The 17,319-nt window shown below is 66.3% G+C and carries 15 protein-coding genes and 2 pseudogenes; 5 read left to right on the forward strand and 12 right to left on the reverse strand.

The annotated features are described in order from the left end of the window. Nucleotides 1-225: 225 nt before the first annotated feature. The 3 genes from LFL96_RS09540 to LFL96_RS09550 are packed head-to-tail and all read right to left on the reverse strand — an operon-like array spanning nucleotide 226 to nucleotide 4,109. Entirely contained in the window at nucleotides 226-1,584 is a 1,359-nt protein-coding gene (locus LFL96_RS09540; protein WP_281000492.1) for an LLM class flavin-dependent oxidoreductase, read from the reverse strand. Then, nucleotides 1,584-2,855 carry an SfnB family sulfur acquisition oxidoreductase gene (locus tag LFL96_RS09545; protein ID WP_281000494.1) on the reverse strand — a complete coding sequence of 424 codons (1,272 nt, stop codon included), beginning with the start codon at nucleotides 2,853-2,855 and terminating at the stop codon, nucleotides 1,584-1,586. The genes LFL96_RS09540 and LFL96_RS09545 overlap by 1 nt, the downstream gene beginning before the upstream one ends. 3 nt (nucleotides 2,856-2,858) lie before the next feature. Beyond that, a complete protein-coding gene (locus LFL96_RS09550; protein WP_281000496.1) occupies nucleotides 2,859-4,109 on the reverse strand; it encodes an SfnB family sulfur acquisition oxidoreductase in 1,251 nt (416 codons plus the stop codon). Between LFL96_RS09550 and LFL96_RS09555 the strand changes: the two genes are divergently transcribed. Continuing rightward, nucleotides 4,108-4,230 (forward strand): hypothetical protein, encoded by a 123-nt coding sequence (locus tag LFL96_RS09555; RefSeq protein ID WP_281000498.1) that lies wholly within the window; start codon nucleotides 4,108-4,110, stop codon nucleotides 4,228-4,230. The genes LFL96_RS09550 and LFL96_RS09555 overlap by 2 nt on opposite strands. A gap of 191 nt (nucleotides 4,231-4,421) precedes the next feature. Here LFL96_RS09555 and LFL96_RS09560 read toward each other — a convergent pair whose 3' ends face one another. The 3 genes from LFL96_RS09560 to LFL96_RS09570 form a co-directional block, all read right to left on the reverse strand. Continuing rightward, nucleotides 4,422-4,757, reverse strand: coding sequence for a hypothetical protein (locus LFL96_RS09560; RefSeq protein ID WP_281000500.1), 336 nt, complete (start codon nucleotides 4,755-4,757; stop codon nucleotides 4,422-4,424). A 110-nt stretch (nucleotides 4,758-4,867) separates the two neighbouring features. Continuing rightward, nucleotides 4,868-5,404: a chromate transporter gene (locus LFL96_RS09565; protein WP_281000503.1), complete on the reverse strand. Its 537-nt coding sequence runs from the start codon at nucleotides 5,402-5,404 to the stop codon at nucleotides 4,868-4,870. 47 nt (nucleotides 5,405-5,451) lie between these two features. Then, nucleotides 5,452-6,039: a chromate transporter gene (locus LFL96_RS09570; protein ID WP_281000665.1), complete on the reverse strand. Its 588-nt coding sequence runs from the start codon at nucleotides 6,037-6,039 to the stop codon at nucleotides 5,452-5,454. A 321-nt stretch (nucleotides 6,040-6,360) separates the two neighbouring features. Between LFL96_RS09570 and LFL96_RS09575 the strand changes: the two genes are divergently transcribed. Further along, nucleotides 6,361-6,816, forward strand: a complete 456-nt coding sequence (locus tag LFL96_RS09575) for a zinc-finger-containing protein (RefSeq protein WP_281000667.1) — start codon at nucleotides 6,361-6,363, stop codon at nucleotides 6,814-6,816. Here LFL96_RS09575 and LFL96_RS09580 read toward each other — a convergent pair. The 3 genes from LFL96_RS09580 to LFL96_RS09590 form a co-directional block, all read right to left on the reverse strand. Next, nucleotides 6,776-8,182: an MFS transporter gene (locus tag LFL96_RS09580; protein WP_281000505.1), complete on the reverse strand. Its 1,407-nt coding sequence runs from the start codon at nucleotides 8,180-8,182 to the stop codon at nucleotides 6,776-6,778. The genes LFL96_RS09575 and LFL96_RS09580 overlap by 41 nt on opposite strands. Before the next feature lie 4 nt (nucleotides 8,183-8,186). After that, on the reverse strand, nucleotides 8,187-8,948 hold the full coding sequence (locus LFL96_RS09585; RefSeq protein ID WP_281000669.1) for an alpha/beta hydrolase: 762 nt from the start codon (nucleotides 8,946-8,948) through the stop codon (nucleotides 8,187-8,189). A gap of 151 nt (nucleotides 8,949-9,099) precedes the next feature. Continuing rightward, a complete protein-coding gene (locus LFL96_RS09590) occupies nucleotides 9,100-10,239 on the reverse strand; it encodes a C45 family peptidase (protein ID WP_281000507.1) in 1,140 nt (379 codons plus the stop codon). Between the two features lie 330 nt (nucleotides 10,240-10,569). On the opposite strand from LFL96_RS09590, the gene LFL96_RS09595 reads away from it, so the two are divergent. Then, nucleotides 10,570-11,448, forward strand: coding sequence for a LysR family transcriptional regulator (locus tag LFL96_RS09595; protein WP_281000508.1), 879 nt, complete (start codon nucleotides 10,570-10,572; stop codon nucleotides 11,446-11,448). Nucleotides 11,449-11,481: 33 nt separating this feature from the next. Here the strand turns inward: LFL96_RS09595 and LFL96_RS09600 are convergent, their stop codons facing one another. Then, on the reverse strand, nucleotides 11,482-12,501 hold the full coding sequence (locus LFL96_RS09600; protein WP_281000510.1) for a sulfonate ABC transporter substrate-binding protein: 1,020 nt from the start codon (nucleotides 12,499-12,501) through the stop codon (nucleotides 11,482-11,484). A 130-nt stretch (nucleotides 12,502-12,631) separates the two neighbouring features. Further along, a complete protein-coding gene (gene epsC / locus LFL96_RS09605) occupies nucleotides 12,632-13,606 on the reverse strand; it encodes a serine O-acetyltransferase EpsC (protein ID WP_281000512.1) in 975 nt (324 codons plus the stop codon). 399 nt (nucleotides 13,607-14,005) lie between these two features. Between epsC and LFL96_RS09610 the strand changes: the two are divergent. Together LFL96_RS09610 and LFL96_RS09615 are read left to right on the forward strand one after the other, a co-directional pair. Beyond that, nucleotides 14,006-15,217, forward strand: a pseudogene (locus tag LFL96_RS09610) (acyl-CoA dehydrogenase family protein); the annotation flags it as partial. 153 nt (nucleotides 15,218-15,370) lie between these two features. After that, a pseudogene (locus LFL96_RS09615) lies at nucleotides 15,371-16,153 on the forward strand (TauD/TfdA family dioxygenase); the annotation flags it as partial. Nucleotides 16,154-16,213: 60 nt separating this feature from the next. On the opposite strand, the gene LFL96_RS09620 reads toward LFL96_RS09615, so the two are convergent. Beyond that, nucleotides 16,214-17,215, reverse strand: coding sequence for a substrate-binding domain-containing protein (locus LFL96_RS09620; protein ID WP_281000673.1), 1,002 nt, complete (start codon nucleotides 17,213-17,215; stop codon nucleotides 16,214-16,216). Nucleotides 17,216-17,319: the final 104 nt, after the last annotated feature.

Consider the following 17,319-nt stretch of genomic DNA (forward strand, 5'->3'; position numbering starts at 1 on the left):
CGGAATGCAATCCGGGGAAATCGGCAATTGTTAAATGCGGACCATTCGTACTGGTTTTAAAGCGGCCCGCATGAATTGCGCGTTACGGTATTTAAAGGCTTTTTCAACACGGCCTATTGATGGCCATGCAAAGACGTTGCGGACCGGCGTGCCTGTTCGTCGATCGACGGGTTCATGGATCGACGCTCGGCACGACGGGTTGAATGACGGAGCAAGGCGAAGCGCTCACCGGCCTCGCCGGAACGCCTCCGCCGCATGCCGCTCCGGCAACTGATCTGCTTCGCCGAACAGCTTGCGCCGCAGCGTCCCCTCCGCATACGCGGTCTTGTACAGTCCACGATTCTGCAATTCCGGCACCACCAGGTCGATGAAGTCCTCGTAACTTTCAGGCACCACGGTACGGCTCAGATTGAATCCATCGACACCTGTCTCCTCGACCCAGCCCTGCAGTTCATCCGCCACCTGCGCCGCGCTGCCGACGATCGCTGGATAACGGCCGCCCATCTCGAACATGTCCAGCAGCTTGCGGCGGGTCCAGCCGTGCTGTTTCGCGGTGCGGGTGGCCGATTCGATCGCGTTGCCCGGCTGGTAGTCCACCGGCTCGTCGAGGTCGTACTGCGCGTAGTCGATACCCGTGCTCGCCGCGAAATGCGCCAGCCCCGCTTCGCGGCTCGTGTACCGCAGATAGTCCGCGTATTTCTCGCGGGCTTCCCGCTCGGTGGCGCCGACCACCACCGCCGCGCCGGTAAAGACCTTCACGTCGTCCGGCCGGCGGCCGGCCTGCACCAGTTGCTCGCGCAACGTTCGCACGGTCTCGCGCGCGGCCTGGCGGTTCGGCGGCGAGATGAACACGCACTCGGCATGGCGCGCGGCGAAGCGCTGGCCACGCCCGGAACTGCCGGCCTGAAACAGTACCGGCGTGCGTTGCGGCGACGGCTCCGCGAGGTGATAACCGTCGACGTTGTAATAACGCCCCGCATGCTGCACGCGATGCACCTTCGACGGGTCCGCGTACACGCGCGCGGCCTTGTCGCGCCGCACCGCGCCCTGCTCCCAGCTGCCTTCCCACAGCTTGTACAGCACCTCCAGATATTCATCCGCGCGCTCGTAGCGCTCGTCGTGCGGCAATTGCTCGCTGAGGCCCATCGCGCGCGCCGCGCTGTCCAGATAACCGGTGACGATGTTCCAGCCCACCCGCCCCTGCGTCAGATGATCCAGCGTCGAAAAACGCCGCGCCAGCAGATACGGTTGCTCGTAGGTCAGATTGACGGTGACGCCGAAACCAAGATGCTGGGTGACGGCGGCCATTGCCGGGACCAGCAGCGTGGGATCGTTGACCGGCAACTGGATCGATTCGCGCAGCGTGGTGTCCACGTTGCGCTGATAGACGTCGTAGACGCCGACGATGTCCGCGAGAAACAGCCCGTCGAACAGCCCCCGTTCCAGCGTGCGAGCGAGGTCGGTCCAGTACGGCAACAGCCGGTAATCGCTCGACGTATCGCGCGGATGCGTCCATAGCCCATGATTGATGTGACCCACGCAATTCATGTTGAACGCGTTGAGCAGAATCTGTTTGCTGGCCATCACAAGGCTCCGTGCCGCGGCGGCAGTGTGTCGTTGAGGGTGTAGTTGCCCACGGCGTGATACTTCCAGCGCACCGGGTCGTGCAGCGTATGCGTGCGCGCATTGCGCCAGAAGCGGTCGAGGCCGAGACCGTCGAGCGTCGCGGCGGTGCCGGCGAGTTCGAAGAGCCGCGAGCCGGCGTCGAGCGACACGGTGGTGGTCAACGCGCGCGCTTCGGCCACCGCGATCGATGCCTGCGCCACCGAGCGCTCGTCGGGCCGCGCCTGAGCGGCATCGACAAAGCGTCCCGCGCGGCGCAGCAGGGCCTCGGCCGCGCGCAGCCGCGCCGCAAGGTCGCCGAACTGAACGATGGTCAACGGATCGTCGGCGGCGCGCTCGACCTTCGCGTCGATCCAGGGTCGCGAGCGCTCGCGCACGAAGGTGAGCGCGGCGTCGAACGCGCCGCGCGCCTGGCCCAGGTCGATCGCCGCGTGGATGATCTGCGCGAGCGGGCCGATCGTCGTCGGCCGTTCGAACGACACCTGAAACGGCACCACCCATTCGGGCTCGACGCGCACGTGTTCGAACTGCACCGAGCCGCTGCCGGTCACGCGCTGGCCGAAGCCGTCCCAGTCGTCGGTGATCGTGACGCCGGGCGTGTCGCGCGGCACGAACGCGAGATAGGTGATCTCGCGACCGGCCTCTTCCGCGACGACGAGCGTCGGAATCCAATGGGCGTACAGCGCGCCGGTGCAATAGAACTTGCGGCCATCGATATGCCAGCCCGCCGCCGCGCGCGTGAGCCGCGTGCGGCGCTTGAAATCCTTGTGGCCGATTTCCGCGAGCGCATTGCCGAAACGTTCGCCGGCCAGCACGCGGCCGTAGAAAAAGCGCTGCTGCTCGACGCTGCCGCCCACGCGCAGCACTTCGAGCGCGTAGAAATGATTCTGCGGAATCTGGCCGAGCGAGCCGTCGGCGGCGGCGATGGTCGCGGTGACTTCGGCGAGCGTGCCGTTGCGCACGCCCGCGCCACCGAATTCGCGCGGCACGGTGATGCCCCATAGCCCGCTCGCGACGAATGCGTCCAGTTCGGCCCACGGCAGACGTCGTTCGCGATCGCGCAATGCGGCCTCGGTGGCGAACGCGTTGGCGAGACGACGGGCGGCGAGCAACGCGTGAGCGTCGTCGGCGATCAACTCGGGCACGGCGGTTGGCGATTCGTGGTGCGCAGCGGGACTCGCCGCGATCGAAGGCAGGCTGTCGAGCAGCGCGGAGGAAAGATCAATCGCCATGGTTCAGTTCCACGAGTGACGCGCCGGAAGCACGTGATTCAGATGATAGTTGCCGAGCAGATGCAGTTTCCAGCGCACCGGGTCGTGCAGCGTGTGCGTGCGGGCGTTGCGCCAGTGACGATCGAGGTTGTGCGCGGCGCGCGTCGACGAGGAACCGGCCAGCTCGAACAGTTTTTCGCTGGCTTCGAGCGCGATGCGCGTGGTCAACACCTTCGCCTCGGCCACCGCGACCGACGCGCGGGCGCTGGCCTCGGCATCGAGCGGCGCGGCCGCGAGTTCGTCGAGCGTGTGGCCGGTTTCGATCAGCACTTCATGCGCGGCGTGCAGATCGATCTGCAGACGGCCGACGTCGGCAATGATGTAGGGATCGTCGGTGGCGCGCTCCAGCCCGGAGTCCACCCACGGGCGCGCGCGTTCGCGCACGTAGGCAAGCGCATCGGCCACGGCGGCCTGCGCGATGCCTTGATCGATCGCCGCCTGAATCAGTTGCGACGTCGGGCCGTAGAGACCTGGGCGGTCGGCCAGTTGCCAGATCGGCAAGACGTCGTCGGCATCGATGGGAACGTTGTCGAACACCACGCTGCCGCTCGCGGTGGTGCGCTGGCCGAACGAATGCCAGTCGTCGATCACGCTGAGGCCAGGCGCGTCGCGCGGCACCCAGACCTGCACGGCGCGGCCTTCGTCGTCGGTGGCGCGCGCCGGCACGCGGTGCGCGAACAAGGCGCCGGTCGAATAGAAGCGTTGGCCGTCGAGACGCAGACCGTCGGGCGTCGAACGCAGCCGCGTGCTGCCTTGCAGGACCGTGGCCGCGGCGGCCGAGCGGCGTTCGGGGCCGGCATTGCCGAGACGCTGGCCCGCCAGCACTTCGCCGTAGAGCCGCGCTTTCTGCGCCGGCGTGCCGATCTCGCGCAGCACGCCGAGCACGCCGAAATGGTTTTGTGGAATCTGGCCGAGCGCGGGATCGGCCGCGCAAAGGTTCACGAACACGTCGGCGAGCGTCGCGAACGATACGTCGGCGCCGCCGTATTCGCGCGGCACGGTGATCGCGCCGAGGCCGCTGTTCGACCAGAGATCGAGTTCGGCCCAGGGCAGGCGCCGTTCGCGGTCGCGCACGGCGGCGTCTTCCGCGAAAATCGCGGCGAGTTCAAGGGAGGCGGCGAGCGCGGCGGCATCGTCCGCGATTCTCGCCACGCGAGCGGGATCGGGACGTGCCGCGACGCGCGGCGCGGTAGTGTCGAGTTCGGGATTGGACATGATGGTTCTTGCGGATCGTGGAGACCTGGCCAGCGGCGCGCTTGCCGGCGTGTCGCCGACTCGCGACGGCGCAGCCGGCGCAGCGAACCAGCGAAGCGGCGCGCCACGCGAGACCACCTAAGGCCACATCAGGGCACACCAGGCCATGCGGCAGGCGCACCGCCGTGAACAGGTCAATCGGCTATTGAACCAGCAGGCGAAGTCCACGCCTACCATCGAATTGGAACTTGCTTATGACGCGCTTCGATTTGCGGCCCGCATCGCGTGGCGGACAGACGTCAACACGCGAGCGGGATGCGTCGAACTTCTACCTCAACGACGCGCCAGCATCGCCAGCGACCGATGCACGTCGAGTTGCCGGTCGTAGCCCGCGAGCGTACCGTCGATGCGGCGCGTAAGCGGCGGCGTGGCGACGGTGGTGATATCGGCGAGCACCTGGGTCGCCGGAATCGGCTTCGCGCCGGCGAGGCAATAGCCGGTATCGCGCCGTGCATTGATGCACGAACGCACCTTGCCGCTCGCGATCAAGGTAGCGAGCGCGGCGTCGATCGCGGTTTCGGACACGCCGAACAGACGGGCAAACGTGCCCGCCGTGTAGACGCGGTTGTGGCGCATTTTCAGCATCAGGCTATCGATCAGTGGATCCATGCTCGCAGAACTCGAAGAGAAGTTCCCGCCAAGGTTAGCGGCTGCGGCGCGAAACGCGAACCAAGCAAATCAGGGTTAGATATGCGGCCATTCGCGATAACAAAGCCACGCTACAGCAGCCCCGCGTAATGCAACGCGACGAACAACGCGGCGCCGCCGGCGATCAGCAGGATCGCGTTGATCCGCGTGTACATCACCAGCGCGGTTGCGCCCGCCGCCGTGGCCCACGCGAACCAGCCGCCGTCGAGTTCCTTGATCAGCACGTAGACGGCGGCGAGAATCAAGCCCGCGGCGACCGGCCGCAAACCGGCCTGCAAGGCATTCAGCGAACGCGCACCTTCGTGCCGCTTCCACAGATGCACCACGCCGACCATCAGGAACGCGGTGGGTCCGAACAGCGCGAGCGTCGCGATCAACGCGCCGGCGAAACCGCCCACCTGCCAGCCGATCAAGGTCGCGAGCAGCGAAGCCGGGCCCGGTGCGAGCCGCGCGATCGCGAAGTCGCTGAGGAACTGCGCGTGCGTCATCCAGTGATGCACGTCGACCACCTGCCGCTGCACTTCGGCGATGATGCCCTGCCCGCCGCCGACCGTGACGATCGAAAGCGGCGCGAAGACGGTGAAGAGTGCGATGAGCGATCTGGACACGAAAGAGTCTCGCCGGAATGGGTGAAGGGGCGAAGCCGGAAACCGCGTTAACGCGGAGGCGCCGTGCGAACATATTCGTAGCCGACGCTGATGGCCCCCGCGATCAGCACGGTCCACACCAGCGACACACGAAACAGCGCAGCGGCCGCGAAGGTCGCGACGAACACGAGATACGGAAAAAACCGCCGCGGCAAACGCCGCGCGGCGGTGATCGCCATGCTGAGCGACAGACCGATCGCGGCGGCCGCCGCGCCCGCGAGCGCGACGCGCGTGAGCGGCAGATAGGCGATCGCCGCGAAGAACACGCCGAGCAGCACGATCGTCACGGCCGGCGGAAACACGATCCCGCAAAAGCCCGCGACCGCGCCGCGCCAGCCGAGCAGCCGGTAGCCGATCCAGATCGCGAGGTTCTTCACGTTGACGCCCGGCAACGCCTGCGACAACGCGAGACCGTCGAGAAAGTCTTCTTCGCTGATCCAGCGACGCTCCTGCACGAACTCGCGCATGAACCAGCCGCTCAGGCCGCCGCCGAAACTCGTCAAGCCGATGCGGGAAAAAATCAGGAACAGCCCGAGCGTGCTGACCTCGCCGGGCGCCGGCGCATAGCGCGATTCGGCTGCGGCCTGGGCATCCACGTCGGCATGCGCGCGTGGCGCGGCGGGTTCGTCCGCCGGCTGCCTGTCGGTCCCTTTGACCAAGGTCTTCTCCTCACGCGTTCTGGCAAACACGTTCTGCAAGGCGAGTGAAAGTTGTGCGCCCTTGCCTCCCGGCGGCGCCTGAAGAATGATAGCCGTAACGACATGTGGATCGGCAAGCGGAAAGCGGATTTAGGCGCGGGGTTGGCCGGGCCGTTAAAATCGCGGGCATGGAGATTCATCGACGGATCATCGCCGTTGAATCGCGCGAACGCGCTGCGTCGAGCGTCAATCCTGTTCATTCATCTGGAGATCGAAGTCTTGCGTGTAGGCCGCCCCGTCAAAGCCCTGCCCCAACCCGTCTGCGACTATTGCGGCGCGCGCGCCGTGCTGGTGCGCGGCGGCGACGAGCATTATCCGTATCGCGACGATCACGGGCCGCTGTGGCTCTGCACCGCGTGCGAGGCGTGGATCGGCATTCACGCGCGCAGCACGCGCAACGTGCCGGTGGGCCGGCTCGCCGACGCCGCGTTGCGTGACGCCAAGAGCCGTCTGCACGACGTGCTCGAACCGCTCGTCGCGGGCAAGGTCCGGCGCGACCGCGTGAATCCGTTCGAAGCGCGGGCGCGGGCGATCCGCTGGGTCGCCGAGGAACTCGGCTTCGATCCGTTACCCGCGTCGATTCATCATCTGTCGCTCGAACAGTGCGAGCAGTCGATCGCGCATGTCGAGGCGTTCATCGCGCAGCGCCGCCCGACGGCGCCGGATGAGCGGTGAGGCGTTCGCTCCGGTCTTCCCGCATGACCCGCCGCCCGGTCCGCGTGACGAGCACCAGCACGATCGCCAGTAGCCCGGTGCCGAACAGATAGCTCGGCGGAATGAAACGCGCGTCGGTAAACCGCGCGACCAGCGAAATATAAAACGGCGCGAGCCCGCCGAACAGCATCACCGACGTGTTGTACGAGACCGCCACGCCGGTCGAGCGTCCCTGCACGGTGAAGATTTTCACCAGCATCCCCGGATGCGCGGCGCCTTGCAGCGTGAGAAACAGAATCCCCACGATCCGCACGATCATCAGGCTTCGCTCGCTGGGCTCGGCGAGCAGATACGCAAACAGCGGGAACACGCAGATCAGCCAGCCCGCGATGAAAAAGAAGAACAGCCGGTACGCGCCGATCCGGTCCGCCAGCAGGCCGAACGGCGGCGACAGCACGCACATCAGGATGCTGGTGATGAACACCCCTTGCAGCGACGAACTCAACGACAGATGCAACTGGAGTTGCGCGTAAGTCGGCAGATACGCGTTCCACACGTAATTCAACGAGGTGCCCGCGATCATCACGCCCATCGCGCACACCACCGCGTCGCCGTTTTCGCGGATGAACGCGCGCAGCCGCTCGAACATCGGCGCACGCGCGGCCGGACGCGCCTGCATGCGGTGAAACTCGTCCGACTCGCCGATGTGGTGACGCAGGTAGAAACCGATCGGCCCGACCAGCGCGCCGATCAGGAACGGCACGCGCCAGCCCCACGCCATCAGGTCGCCGTGCGACAGATGTTTCGACAGCAGAAAGCTGCACCCCGACGACAGCATCGCCGCGACGCCGAGCGACAGCATGTTGAAGCTGCCGTAGAACATCTTGCGTCCGGGCGGCGCGACCTCGTAGATCGTCACCGACGACAGCGCGAACTGCGCGCCCACCGCGAAGCCCTGCACCAGCCGGCCGACCACCACCAGCAGCGGCGCCAGCACGCCGAGCGTCGCGAAGCCCGGCGTCAGCGCGAGGATCAGCGAGCCCACCGACATCAGCACCATGATCCACGACAGCACCTTCACGCGTCCGACGCGGTCGGCGGCGAGCCCCATCACCACGCCGCCGATCGGGCGAACCAGGAAGCCGACCGCGAAGGTCGCGAACGTCAGTAGCAAGGCCCCGCTGCGATCGACGGCGGGAAAGAACACCCGCGCGATCATGCTCGAAAAATACGAGTACACCATGAAGTCGAACCACTCGAACGTGCCGCCTATCACGGTCGTGACGATGGTCTTCCAGAGCTTCGACGGGTCGCCGGCTGTCAGATCGCCAGCCGCCGGAACGCCGGCCGCCGGGTCGCCGGCCGCCAGATCGCGTGGGGTGTGCATGGGGTTATCCTCCCGCGCGCAATGTGCGCCGCGTACGGAGCGCCTGTGCGAAGAAATCCTGAACCACGTCGACGACCTGCATGCCGTTGTGGGCGATGTTGGGCAACTCGTCGAAGCGCACGCGGACACCGGCCGCTTCGAACGACGTCTTCAGCGTGCGTAGCCGTTCGGGACGCGTCCTGCCCGCGTCGTTGATACCGGGCAGGTACATCGCGCTGTCTTCGGGCACGGTGATTTCCCAGGTCTCCAGATCCGCGCGGCCGACGATCATCTGCACCGGCACCTGCTGCAGCGCGGCCAGATCGAACGGCTTGCCGAAGTGCCGCTCGAAACCGCCGAGCCCAAGCCACCAGCCCTTCGAATGATCGAGCACGGTGACATTGCCCGGCGCACCGATCGACGCCGCCCAGAGCCGCTCCGGATGCGCGTACGCGAAACGGTTCACGTATTGCCCGCCGCCCGAGTAGCCGAACAGCGCGAAGCGGTCGAAGCGCTTGCCGTAACGCTCGCCCACTTCCGCGACCATGTCGAGCAGCACCTTGTCGTAACGGATATCGCCGTCGATCAACCGCTTGAAGCCGTTGCGATCGCCGTCGCCGCGCACGCCCACCGGGAACAGCGGGCACAGCACGATGCAGCGGTTCCAGCGGCCGAACGGCGCGAAGGCATCGCGGTACTGCGTGAACTGGCGGCCGGTGCCGTGCATCACGACGACCAGTTCCACGTCGTTGCCTGGCGTGAGCACTTCGGGCGGCACGTACAGCACATACGGAAAGCGCGGGTCGTGGCGGCTCGCGTAGACCGTGGTCGACCCCAGGTCGTAGAGCGCCTGGGCTTGTTGCTGACCGGTTGCGGGTGACGTTGGGGTGTCGAACATCGGCGGGTCCTGGGTGAGGGATTCGATCATCGGTGACGGGTCATCGCGCCGCGTGGTCCACGTCCACGAGCGGCTCGTGATGCAGGCTGTAGCGCGTGAACACGCGGTTGAGCGCGGGCATCGGCGCGACGTCCATTTCGCCGGCGGCCGGTTGCATGACGATCATCGCGACCGTGGCCGTCATCGTGTGACGCGTGCCCGGACGCGGCGGGCGGCAGACCGAGAACGGCGTGGCGAACGAGTCGAACAGCGCGGCCTTGACGGCGTCGCGGTCGAGCATCGGCGTGGCGTTCAGCAGCTGGCGCACGCGCCAGTCGCGGTAATAGCTGTCGGGCGAGTTCTCGGCGCCGGTGTCGAGCAGCTTGGTGCGCGCGACCGGGCTGACCCAGTGATTCGCGTGCACGATCAGCTGATCGTCGCCGGGATAGATCGGAAACGCCTCGTTCGGCGCGCATTCGAAGTCGATGCCGAAGCCTTCGGCCATGCCGAGCATGATGTTGTTCGAGCAGGACTTCGGCGTGGTGGCGATCACCCGCAGCGCGTTGGCGAACACCGCTTCCTCCAGCACGCGGCGGCGCAGCAGCGACAGCGGCACGCCCATCTGCATGTAGTCGCGCTCGCACTCCAGGTAGTTCGCGGTGATCGACACACCCGTCGCGTTCAGGCCGCTGCGCGCGAGACCGCCGGCTTCGACGAAGGTCAGATAGTCGGGACCGTCTTCGTTGCGAACCCGCAGCACGATGCCGGTGTCCGCGCAATCCGCCTTCCAGTCCCAGTTCTGCGCATGGATCAGCTGGCCGTTCGACGAGCGCGACGGCAACACCAGCACGCCGGTGCAGCCGTCCTCGTCGTCGGCCTGCAGGGCCATCTCGGCGCGCGCCTTGGCCAGCACCTCGGTGCGGGCGTTGATCATCACGATGTCTTCGAACGGCACGTCCGCGCCTTCGGCGATGCCGCGCATCTCGTCCAGATAGGCCGCCTGGAAGTCGCCGATCACCTGTTCGAGCGAGCGGATCAGCGCCGTTTGCGACGCCTCGCTGTAGCCGAGATTGCGCAGCGTCTGACCGTAGCGCGCCGCGCTCAGGCGCACCCGCGACGCGACCGCGCGGCCGTATTGCACACCGCGCTCGTACGGCTTGCCGGCGACGCTGACGAAAGGAAATTGCTGGATTTGCGACATGGTGGGACTCCTCGCCCTGGCTGCCGCCGACGACGCCGGAACAGGCCTGTCCGGCCTCGGGATGTCATCGGCTCGATTTGTGACAGAACCATTTTCATGAGCCGAAAACAAAATAAAAAGCGTTATTTTTTTTATAGAATGGAAAGAAAAAGTTTCGTTTCGATCCAGGACATGAGCGGCGATCCATCCCGTCGCTCCCAACATGACTCAATGGAGATCGGCCTAAAAGCCGCTTATAAGATGCCCATAAGCCGAAAAACAATCCTAAATGCCTCTTTTAAGAGGCAACGTGACTAAACCGGAGCGTGCGATGAACAAGGAGACCCCCGCATGAGCGAAATCCGTATGCTGCGGACGTTTCTCGCAATCGAGAAACACGGCACGATGGCCGCCGCCGCCGATCGCATGGCGCTTACGCACGCGGCGGTCGGCGCGCAGATGCGCACGCTGGAGCGCGTGTGCCGCCGGCAGTTGTTCGACCGCAGCGGACGCAGCATCCAGTTGAACGACGCGGGCCGCTCGATCATCGAACAGGCGCGCGCGGTGGTGGCCGCTTACGATTCGCTGCTGCGCGGCGTGGCCGACGAAACGCGCATCGAAGGCTCGATCACGATCGGCTCGACCGTTTCGTCGATGGGTTTTCTCGCGGCCAACGTGATCCGTCTGAAGGCGACCTATCCGGGGCTGAACGTGCGGCTCGCGCATGGCGACAGCGTCGAGCTGGAGCGCAAGGTGCGCGCGGGCGAGATCGACGCGGCGGTGATCGTCAGCGAACCGCGCGCGACCACGCTGCCCGAGTCGTGGGAGCGGCTTTACGACGAGCCGCTGGTGCTGCTCGTGAATCCGGCGGCCGCGCCCGTCGATGTGCCGCTGAACGCGCTGCTCAAGCGCAATCCGTTCATCGGTTTCGAGGCGGCGTCGCTGACCGGGCGGCACGTGGCGAGCGTGCTACGGCGTCTGCGGGTCGAGGTCACGCCGATTCTGGAAATGAACTCGATCGCCGCGATCGCCGATCTGGTGCGGCAGAACGTGGGGCTGTCGATCGTGCCGCGTCTGCGGCACGCGGCATGGGACGACGATCCGTTGCTGTCGGTAAGGCCGATTCCGGGCGCCGCGTGGCGCCGGCATATCGGCTGGTACGAGTTCGGGCGGCAGCCGCTGGCTACCGCGATCGTCAAGAATCAGCTGCTGGCCGCGCTGGCCGATTGATGGCTGATGAACCACCAGCGCGGACGCCACGCTTCAAACCGTGCGCCACTTCGCGTCCGCCACCACCAGCTTTTTCGGAATCAGCTTCAACTCGCTGAACGTGTCGGCGATCTTCTGCTGATAGTCGAAGGTGGCGGCATCCACGGATTGCACGCCGTAGCTGGTGCGTTTCAACGCGACTTCGAGCGTCGGCGCGTCGAGCCCGACGAGCGGCGACAACTGACTCGCCACCTCGGGAATATGATCGCGGCTCCAGCGGTCCACCTGATCGAGTTCGGCCAGCAATTCATGCAGCAATTGCGGCTGCGCGTCGGCGAACTTGCGCGCGGCGACGTAGTACTGCGTGTTGTTCACGAGCCCTTCGCCGTTGACGATCACCCGCGCGTTGGCCTGGCGCTCCACGGCCGCGAGGTACGGGTCCCAGATCACCCATGCGTCAATGCTGTTCTGCACGAACGCGGCGCGCGCATCGGCGGGCGTCAGATACACCGGTTGAATGTCGGTGTACGACAGCCCCGCATGCTGCAAGGCCTTCACCAGCAGATAGTGCACGTTCGAGCCGCGATTCAGCGCGACCTTCTTGCCGCGCAGATCGGCGACCGAACGGATCGGCGAATTCTGCGGCACGACGATCGCCTCGCCCTTCGGCGCGGGCGGTTCGTTACCGATATAGACGAAATCGACGCCGGCCGCCTGCGCGAAAATCGGCGGCGTTTCGCCGACCGTGCCGACATCGACCGCGCCGGCGTTCAAGCCTTCGAGCAGTTGCGGGCCGGCCGGAAATTCGAGCCATTGCACGGTCGCGCCCTGCGCGGCGAGGCGCTTCTCCAGCGTGCCGCGCGCCTTGAGTACCACGAAATTGCCGTATTTCTGGAAGCCGATGCGCAGCGTCTTGCCCTTGGCCGGCGTCTGCGCCCAGGCGCCTGGCGATTGCAGCAGCGTGCCGGCGGCAAACGTCGTGACGCTGGCGGCGGCGATTTTCAGCAGGGTGCGTCGGCGCGGATCGGCCGGATCGATGAACGACGGGGTATCGGAAGAGTCGCGGGATGTCATACGCGTGGCGGATAAAAAGGTTGAATGGCCAGAAGCCCGATTGTGAAAATCAGCGGGACCCCAGCGGGAAATCGGCGGAAAACTGAAGGGAAATCAGCGAGACGGGCGGCGCCCGGCAACCAGGCAAAGCTCATAGGGTGACGACCCTGGCCGGATGCGCGGCGCCCCGTGTCGACGCGGTGAATTCGCGCACCACGGCGGAGCCCGCGCCTTCGTTGCGCGACACGGCCTGCGTCACGTGCGAGCCGGGCGCCACATCCTGCGTGAGCCACACGTTGCCGCCGATCACCGAGCCGCGTCCGAGCGTGACGCGGCCGAGGATCGTCGCGCCCGCATAGATGACCACGTCGTCCTCGACGATCGGATGGCGCGCGTGGCCCTTTTCCAGATGCCCTTGCCCGTCGCGCGGAAAACGCTTCGCGCCGAGTGTGACGGCCTGGTAGACGCGCACGCGTTCGCCGATCACGGCGGTTTCGCCGATCACCACGCCCGTGCCGTGATCGATGAAAAAGCCCGCGCCGATTTTCGCGCCGGGATGGATGTCGATGCCGGTCTGCGCATGCGCGTGCTCGGCGACGATGCGCGCGAGCAGCGGCAGACCGAGCCCATATAGTTCATGCGCGAGACGATGGTGAATCATCGCCAGCACGCCGGGATAGCACAGCAGCACCTCGTCGACGCTGCCGGCGGCCGGATCGCCGTGATACGCGGCGAGCACGTCGCTGTCGAGCAGACTGCGGATGGCCGGCAGGCGCGCCGCGAAAGCGCGCACCGCGATACCGGCCTGCGCCTCGATCACCGCGGCCGGCGGCGGCTCATGACGATGGCGATAGTGCAACTCCAGGCGCGCCTGACTCAGCAGCCCGTGCAGCGCGGCGTCGAGCGCGTGCCCGACGTAGAAATTCTCGCTTTCCTGACGCAGGTCGGGCGGCCCGAGCCGCATCGGAAACAGCACGCCTTTCAGCGTGGCGATGATCTCCGCGAGCGCCTCGCGCCCCGGCAGATCGCGTCCGCCCGGTTCGAGCGAGCGTCGCTGCGTTTCGCGCCATTGCTGACGCACGGTCTGCAAGGCCAGCACGATTTCGTCGACATCAAACACAGCCACGGCGATGACTCCCTGTAGAGCGCAACGTGGATCGATGGGAATAGATCGATGAGTCGCGAGGCCGCCGCATCGAATCTTTTCAGCACTATGCGCGAGAGCCGGCCGCGCCCGAACCAATTTTTTGTGATTTCTAAAGAAGCATCGGTTTGTTCGCTGGTGCGAGTGAGCAACGGGTAGGCCGCGGCCAGGACAACGAACATCGATGCGGGGTGCGTACCTGGCCCGCGCCGAGATATTCATATGGCGTTTCGTTGTTTGTTGATCCGCATCGCCATGCTTATGTTTACGCGTTGCCACGACCCTTCTCCGACCAGCATGACGACACTGCCGCAACCGCACCTCGATGTGCATTTCAACGCGCATGCCACCTCGTCCGGCACACGCCTCGCCTCTGACGAAATCGCCGACGATGCCGTCGACGAAAAAACCGATGCCGCCCTGCTCGCCCGATTCGCCGATGTCTTCGACCGCATCGCGGCCGGCGCGGTAGCGCGCGAGCAGCAGCGCGAACTCGCGCACGACGCCGTGCAATGGCTGCGCGAAGCGGGCTTCCATGCGTTGCGCGTACCGCGACGTTACGGCGGCAGCGGCGTCACGCTGCCGCAATTCTTCAGGCTGCTGGTGCGCCTGGGCGAAGCGGATTCGAATCTGCCGCAGATTCTGCGGCTCAACTTCGGCTTCGTCGAAAACCGTTTGGAGAACGATGATGAAACGACGCGCGAGCGCTGGCTCACGCGCGTGGCGAACGGCGAGCTGGTCGGCGCGGCGCTGTCGGAACGCAGCGCATCGACGCACAACTCCGTCACGCTGACGCGCGCGCCGCACGACGCAAACCGCTGGCTGCTGAACGGCGAGAAGTACTACAGCACCGGTTCGCTGTACGCCGACTGGATCAACGTCAACGCGCACGACGGCGACTACGACGTCAACCTGATGGTGCGCGGCGACGCGCCGGGCGTCGAACGGATCGACGACTGGGACGGCTTCGGGCAGCGGCTGACCGCGAGCGGCACGACGCGCTTCACCGACGTCGAGGTCACGGCAGAGCAGATTCTGCTGCGGCATCGCCTGTCGGCGCCGCAACGCGACACCTTCCAGATCGCGTTCTATCAGAACGTGCATCTCGCGACGCTGGCCGGCATCGCCCGCGCGGCGCTGCGTGATGCGACCGCGTTCGCGCGTGCGCATACCCGCACGTTCGGCGTGCCCGGCAAGTCGAGTCCGCGCGACAACCCGCTGGTGCAGCGCGTGATCGGGCGGATCGCGAGTCTCGCGTATTCGGCGCAGAGTCTCGTGGCAACGCTCGCCGAAAGTCTGGAGCGCGTGTCGCGATTGCGCGCGGCGAATGCATCGACGCAAGAGGATTACGTCGCGCTCGATATCGAGGCATACCAGGCGCAACAGACGGTGATCGCCCAGGTGCTCGAAGCGACCACCCTGCTGTTCGAAGTGGGCGGCGCATCGGCCACCAGCGAACGCTTGCGGCTCGACCGTCACTGGCGCAATGCACGCGTGATCTCGTCGCACAATCCGGCGATCCAGCGCGAGCAGGCAGTCGGCGCGTTCTATCTGAACGGTACCGCGCCCAGCGAGCGGTTCAGTCTTGCGCATCGGCGGGATGAGGTGTCGTCGAGCGCGCCATCGGCGGCTAGCTCGCGCGAGGTGTCGAGCGGCGAGCCGGGCACGTGCGCCCCGTTCGCAGTCGAACGGCTGCAAGGCGCCGCGCTCGGCGCCGAGGTGCGCGGTCTCGACGCCACGCGCGAGCTGGCCGCGCATCAACTGCTCGCCCTCAGGCAAGGGCTGCTCGATCATCGCATCCTCGTGTTTCGCGGCCAGCAACTGGACGACCCGCAGTTCCGTCGCCTCGCCACGTATTTCGGCTCGGTCTACACGCCGCCGCGCAATGCGCCGGTGCTCGGCTCCGATGCGGCCGGCGTGGTGCCCGACATCGTCGTCGTATCGAACGTCGACGACGGTCTGCTCGGCAATCACGATCTGCCCGCGCATTCGGATCATCACTGGACGCCGGAACCGTCGTCGGGCTCGCTGCTGTACGCGCTCGAAGTGCCCGGCGACGGCGGCGACACGAGCTGGACCGACCTGGTGGCCGCGTACGAAGCACTCGATGAAGCGACCCGCGAGCATATCGACACGCTCAAGCTGATCACCTACAACCCGTTCCTGCGCCGCAAGTTTCCGCTCGACGGCGGCGCGCCGCTGTACCGCACGCCGGACATCGCGCCGCTCGAACCGTGGGTCGCGCATCCGCTCGCGCGCACGCATCCGCACAGCGGCAAGCGTCTGCTGTATCTCGGCGCGCGCACCGAGGTCGAGATCGTCGATTACGACCCCGTGGCCGGTGCGGCGCTGATCGAACGCCTGCGTGCGCATCTGGCGTCGCCGCGCTTCGTCTATACGCATCGCTGGCAGGCGGGCGATATCGTCTACTGGGACAATCAGGCCACCCTGCACGCGCGCACGGAATTCGATCCTTCGCAGCGGCGCGTGCTCAAGCGCATCAGCCTGGCGGGGAGCCGGCCGTTTTGATGAAGCGGATCAGCCGCGCGTGCACACTGTGCATGCGCGGCCGGTCTGTCGGCTGGTCTGTCAATCAGCGGCCGGAATCCACGCTGCCGTCGCGGCATCGCTCGAACGGAACGCCGGAAATTTCTCGCCCAGTTCCGCAATCGTCTTGATGTTGTTCTTCACCAGATCGTCGCGCGTGATCAGCGTCGGCTTGACGACGATCCGGTGCGCCGGCGTTTGCCCCGCGAGCAGCAACGCGGCGGCACGCACCGAGACCGCGCCGACCACGGCGGGGTTGGTCGCCGCCGTCGCCACCCACGCGCTGTTCGGCGCGCGGATCGCCTCGATATCGGACGTCGATATATCCGCGCTGTAAATACGCAGCTTCGACGCGAGATTCGCCTCGTCGGCGGCGAGTTTCGCGCCGCGCGCGAATTCGTCGTATGGCGCGAACACCACGCGAATCTCGGGATGCGCGCGATACGCGGCGGCCGCCTGATTCGCGACCGATTGCGCGATCGGATTGTCCACCGTGCCCCAGCGCGCCTTCTCCTGCACCTGCGGATGGGCGGCCTTGAAGTCGCGCCACACCGCGTCGCGCCGGTCGAGCGGCGCGAAACCCGCGACATACACGTAACCGGCGGCGAAGCGATCGCCGTTGTCCTTCACCGCCTGGTCGAGCAGCAGCGACGCGAGATCGTGGTCGCTCTGCTCGATCTGCGGCACCTTCGGGTTGCCGAGATCGACGTCGAACGCGACCACCTTGATGCCTTTGTCGAGCGCGCGCTGCACCACGTCCTTCAGCGATTCGGGCAAGCCGTGATTGACGATGATCGCCGACACGCCAAGGCTGATCGCCTGCTGGATCTGCTCGCGCTGTTCGGCCGCATCCTGACGGCCTTCGTAAATGCGCAGGTCGATGCCGAGCGCCTTCGCCTGCTTCTGCGCACCCGCTTCGTAAGCCTGGAAGAAGTCGCCGGTCGACAGATAGTTGACCAGCGCGACCTTCACGCCGCCCTTGTCGAACGGCGCGGGCGCGCCCTTCAGCGGCGCGGCTTGGGCCGTGGCGCTCACCGTGGCCATCAAGGCCGCGCCGGTCACCAAGGTAGCGGCGGCGACGGCGAGCGTCGCCGGTCTGAGCTTCAGGTCCAGCGTGCGACGAAGAAACGATTTCATCCGATGATCTC

The organism is Paraburkholderia sp. D15, from assembly GCF_029910215.1.
GTDB lineage: Bacteria > Pseudomonadota > Gammaproteobacteria > Burkholderiales > Burkholderiaceae > Paraburkholderia.

Bases quoted from the DNA above. Each gene is read 5' to 3' on its own strand.
- LFL96_RS09620 (WP_281000673.1), bottom strand. From the start codon at position 17,215: ATGGCCACGGTGAGCGCCACGGCCCAAGCCGCGCCGCTGAAGGGCGCG.
- LFL96_RS09580 (WP_281000505.1), bottom strand. From the start codon at position 8,182: ATGCACACCCCACGCGATCTGGCGGCCGGCGACCCGGCGGCCGGCGTT.
- LFL96_RS09595 (WP_281000508.1), top strand. From the start codon at position 10,570: ATGAGCGAAATCCGTATGCTGCGGACGTTTCTCGCAATCGAGAAACAC.
- LFL96_RS09600 (WP_281000510.1), bottom strand. From the start codon at position 12,501: ATGACATCCCGCGACTCTTCCGATACCCCGTCGTTCATCGATCCGGCC.
- LFL96_RS09545 (WP_281000494.1), bottom strand. From the start codon at position 2,855: ATGGCGATTGATCTTTCCTCCGCGCTGCTCGACAGCCTGCCTTCGATC.
- LFL96_RS09560 (WP_281000500.1), bottom strand. From the start codon at position 4,757: ATGGATCCACTGATCGATAGCCTGATGCTGAAAATGCGCCACAACCGC.
- LFL96_RS09550 (WP_281000496.1), bottom strand. From the start codon at position 4,109: ATGTCCAATCCCGAACTCGACACTACCGCGCCGCGCGTCGCGGCACGT.
- LFL96_RS09590 (WP_281000507.1), bottom strand. From the start codon at position 10,239: ATGTCGCAAATCCAGCAATTTCCTTTCGTCAGCGTCGCCGGCAAGCCG.
- LFL96_RS09555 (WP_281000498.1), top strand. From the start codon at position 4,108: ATGATGGTTCTTGCGGATCGTGGAGACCTGGCCAGCGGCGCGCTTGCC.
- LFL96_RS09540 (WP_281000492.1), bottom strand. From the start codon at position 1,584: ATGGCCAGCAAACAGATTCTGCTCAACGCGTTCAACATGAATTGCGTG.